The sequence below is a fragment of the Deinococcus marmoris genome (assembly GCF_001949125.1).
In the GTDB taxonomy this organism is placed as follows: Bacteria; Deinococcota; Deinococci; order Deinococcales; family Deinococcaceae; genus Deinococcus; species Deinococcus marmoris_A.
Genome location: NZ_MSTI01000078.1, coordinates 1 through 3,673, shown reverse-complemented (window position 1 = coordinate 3,673; position 3,673 = coordinate 1). Strand labels below are relative to the sequence as shown.

4 protein-coding genes are annotated in these 3,673 nt (G+C 65.2%); 2 read left to right on the top strand and 2 right to left on the bottom strand.

What is annotated here, in order from left to right:
- Positions 1-4: 4 nt before the first annotated feature.
- Together BOO71_RS12685 and BOO71_RS27825 are read right to left on the bottom strand one after the other, a co-directional pair.
- On the bottom strand, positions 5-352 hold the full coding sequence (locus BOO71_RS12685; protein ID WP_139322923.1) for a winged helix-turn-helix domain-containing protein: 348 nt from the start codon (positions 350-352) through the stop codon (positions 5-7).
- A gap of 168 nt (positions 353-520) precedes the next feature.
- On the bottom strand, positions 521-685 hold the full coding sequence (locus BOO71_RS27825; protein WP_175607437.1) for a hypothetical protein: 165 nt from the start codon (positions 683-685) through the stop codon (positions 521-523).
- Between BOO71_RS27825 and BOO71_RS12680 the strand changes: the two genes are divergently transcribed.
- Together BOO71_RS12680 and BOO71_RS12675 are read left to right on the top strand one after the other, a co-directional pair.
- Complete coding sequence (locus BOO71_RS12680; RefSeq protein WP_075832919.1) at positions 684-2,975, top strand: GAF domain-containing protein; 2,292 nt, start codon at positions 684-686, stop codon at positions 2,973-2,975. The two genes, BOO71_RS27825 and BOO71_RS12680, sit on opposite strands and share 2 nt — an antisense overlap.
- Positions 2,976-3,026: 51 nt before the next feature.
- Positions 3,027-3,374, top strand: coding sequence for a GAF domain-containing protein (locus BOO71_RS12675; RefSeq protein ID WP_075832916.1), 348 nt, complete (start codon positions 3,027-3,029; stop codon positions 3,372-3,374).
- Positions 3,375-3,673 lie beyond the last annotated feature (299 nt).

The following is a 3,673-nucleotide window of genomic DNA, read 5'->3' as shown; positions in this document are numbered from 1 at the left end:
TCCACTAGGATTTTGATTTGAACGCTTCCTGGTCGGCCTCGTTGCCCCCGACATGTCGGGGGCGTGAACGCTGGGGCGAGAACCCGGCCAGTCGCATGAACTCATAGGTGCGGCCCAGGTACACCGTTTTGCCAAAGTGCTCCTGAATCCAGTCCTGAACCATTTTGCCGCTCCAGACGATGCCCTGGTCAAAATCCTCGCGCAGACGGGCGGCGAACTGTTGCTGCTCCGCCTCGGTCAAGACCGAGGGTGCGCCTGGATTGTCGGCGCGGCCATCCCCCAGACCGTCCAACCCCAGGGTGTGATACCGATGCAGGACTTTGCGTGCACCCGAGACGGAATATTGAGTCAACGCCAGCAGTTCGTGTTCACTCTTACCTTCGGCAAGAAGCGCGAAAAACTGTGCTCTGCGCCGTTCGACGGCGCAGGTGCTGGCCCGGAAGATGCCCCAGAAGTCGGCAGCGGAGTGCTGAAGTTCAACGGAAGAATGAAAGTATTTGATCCTCAGATTCTATACTTTTCAATCGGAGTCCGTATCAATGCCCGTCAGGGTCAGGACCTCCTGCGTCTGAATGCCCGCGCGTTCCAGCGCCGCGTGCCACTTCACGGGTCCCTGATCCCGTCTCCCGCCAGCCCGCTCAGGTGTGCGGCGTTCTTCCTGAGCGCCTAGACTGCCCGCATCCATGACGAACAACCCCACCTCAAACCCGCCGCAGTCGGCGGCAGCACAGGCCGCGCAACTGCTGGCCCGGCTCCAGCGCGTGACGCAGGACCTGGCCGCCGTGCGCCAGGCCAGCGGGGTCTTCGACATCACCTTGCGCGACGCCCTGGACGCGCTGGGAGCCATCGACGGAACGGTGCTGATCGTCCAGGGCCAGCACCTGAACGTCGCAGCGAGGCTCAGTCAGACCGGAAGCAGCGTCTGGCAGAACGGTGAACTGGAGGGATCCGGCCCCGCAATCGACGCGCTGCGCTCGGACACCCTGCTGTTCTTCGAGTCCGCAGGCGCGCTGGTGGCCGCCCACCCGGACCTGGAAACCCGGACGGGCGGCGTGGCTGCTGTGGCCAGCGCCGTCCTGCCGCTGGTCACCGACGGCCACCGACTCGGCGTGATCGTGCTGGACTTCCGTGAACCGCACACCTTCACGTCCGAAGAGCAGCACTTCCTGCGGACGCTGGCCTGCCAGTGCAGCCTGGCCCTGAACCGCGTCCGGCTCTCGGGTGAGCTGGAGCGGCAGGTTCATGACCGCACGGCTGAACTCGAAGCCTTCGTGGGCTTCACCGAGGCCGCCGACGGCGAGACCGACGTGCTGGCCCTGGCTGGGCGCGCTGTGGACATCCTGAGCGCGCTGTTCCCCGGCTGCACCAACGGCTACTACGCCCTGGAAGACGGGCTGTGGAAGATCAAGGTCTACACCCGTGATCTGGAAGCCCAGCCGGAGCTGCTGGCCACCATCAAGGCCGGGATGCCGCTGGACACGCCGGTCTTTGCCCGCTCCATACAGACGGGTCAGCCCGTCTTCGTGGATGGCTGGGACCCGGTGGAGCAACAGTTCGTATACACCGAGGTCTACCAGAGCGTTGCCACCTACCCGCTGATGGTGGACGGCACCATCCGGGCCGTGTTCGCGCTGGGCCTGCGGGACACGCCGCACTGGTCGGCGCACCAGCGTGCGGTGTTCCATTCCGTGGGGCGCAGTCTGGCCCTGGCGCTGGAACGCACCGAGACGGCCCGGCAGCTCGCGGCCCAGAACGCGGAGTTACTGGCCCGCACGCAGGCGCTGGAAGGCTTCGCGGCGCTGACCCGTGACCTGGGGCTGAGCATGGACGCCGAGGTGCTGATCGAGCGTGTCATGACCCTGGTGCTTTCCCTGCTGCCGCCGGGCTACGCCGTGTTCTGGCACGTCAGCGGCGGGCAGTGGCACATCCGGTCCCAGCTCGGAGAAGTGGGAAGCCCAGCGTTGCAGGCTGCTGTGGACGCAGGCTTGCCCGTGGGCCAGACCCCGAGCTTGGACCTGCCCCGTCAGACGCGCGAAGCCCTGTTCCAGGACCAGTATGATCCCACCCGCGACTTCGCCCCGGAACTGGTGGCGCATCTTTCGACGGTGGCCACCCTGCCAGTGGTGGTGGGCGGCGAGGTCATCGGCATCTTCAACGTGGCGCTGTTCGGGCCACGTCCGTGGAGCGCTGCTGACCGGGCGGTGCTGAAGACGACGGCGCGCAGCCTGGGGCTGGCGCTGGAACGCGCCGAACAGGCCCGGCAGCTCACCGCCCAGCGGGACCTGTTGCAGGCGTCCAACGAGGAACTGGAAGCCTTCACATACAGTGTGTCCCATGACCTGCGGACCCCGGTGCGGCACATCATCAGCTTTGGCGATCTGCTGCGACGCGCACTGCCGGACGTGCTGGACCCCAAGGCTGAGCGCTACTTCGGAATCGTGACCCAGGCGGCCACCGCCCTGAACACCCTGATCGACGGCATGCTCGATGTGTCGCGGTCCTCACGGCAAGCCCTCAAGGTGGAGCGGGTGGCGCTCGACCGGTTATTCAGCGCGGTCTGCCATGAAGCCGACGTGGCCCAGCCAGAGCGCCAGATCGTCTGGGAGATCGGTGCCCTGCCGGAGGTCCAGGGGGACGCGGCCTTGCTGCGCCGGGTGGTCACGGCCCTGATAGACAACGCGGTGAAGTACACCCGAGACCGGGACCCAGCGGTGATTACGGTCTGGGCCGAGGACCAGGGGCAGACCTGGGCCGTGCAGGTGCGCGACAACGGGGTGGGGTTCAACCCGCAGTACGCGGACAAGCTGTTCACCATGTTCCAGCGACTGCATCCGCAGGAAGGCTTCGGCGGGGCGGCGGTCAGCCTGGCCAACGCGCGGCGGATCGTGACCCGGCACGGCGGAACGATGACGGCAGAGGGCCAGACGGGTGAGGGGGCCACCTTCGGCTTCACCCTGCCCAAAACAGCGCCTTGAACGCCGCCCCCGTCAGATCCCTGCAAGACCCTGCCTGACAGGCGGCGGCCTGTGACCAGCGCGCCCCTTCCCTCCGGCGAATACGCCCGGCTGCTGGAACTCTCCCGCTACGAGATTCTCGACACGCCCGCCGAGGCCGCCTTTGACCGCATTACCCGGCTGGCCGCCCGCGTCATGGACACCCCGGTGGCGGTCATCAACTTTGTCGATCAGTCCCGCCAGTGGGGCAAGTCCGCGTGCGGCCTGGGCGACACCACCGCCCCGCGCCAGGACTCCTTGTGTGCCTGGACCATTCTGCAAACTGGGCCGATGGTCATCGAGAATGCCTGGGCCGATCCCCGCTTCGCTCACAACCCGATGGTCATCGGCTCATACGGATTCCGCTTAATTACCGTATAGAGGCCACCAGTGGAACAGGATGTGCTGGGTGAAGAGATCGGGTTGTCGGCGGCACTGTGGCGAACAATGATGGTTGAATAGAATTTAGCGATGCTCCAGTCTGCGCTTTTTATTCGGAGTCCGTATCATCAATGGTTCGGACAGTTTTGGGTGGCGTCGCGTGCTGGATGGAGCGGAGAAAAAGTAGGGTGTCGCGAGACGTCCAAGGCTCTGCTGGACACAGAATGTTCTGTATTCAGGTGATGTGTCTCCGATTGATCAACAGGGCTATCTGGCAGGGCAAATAAATAATATCAATC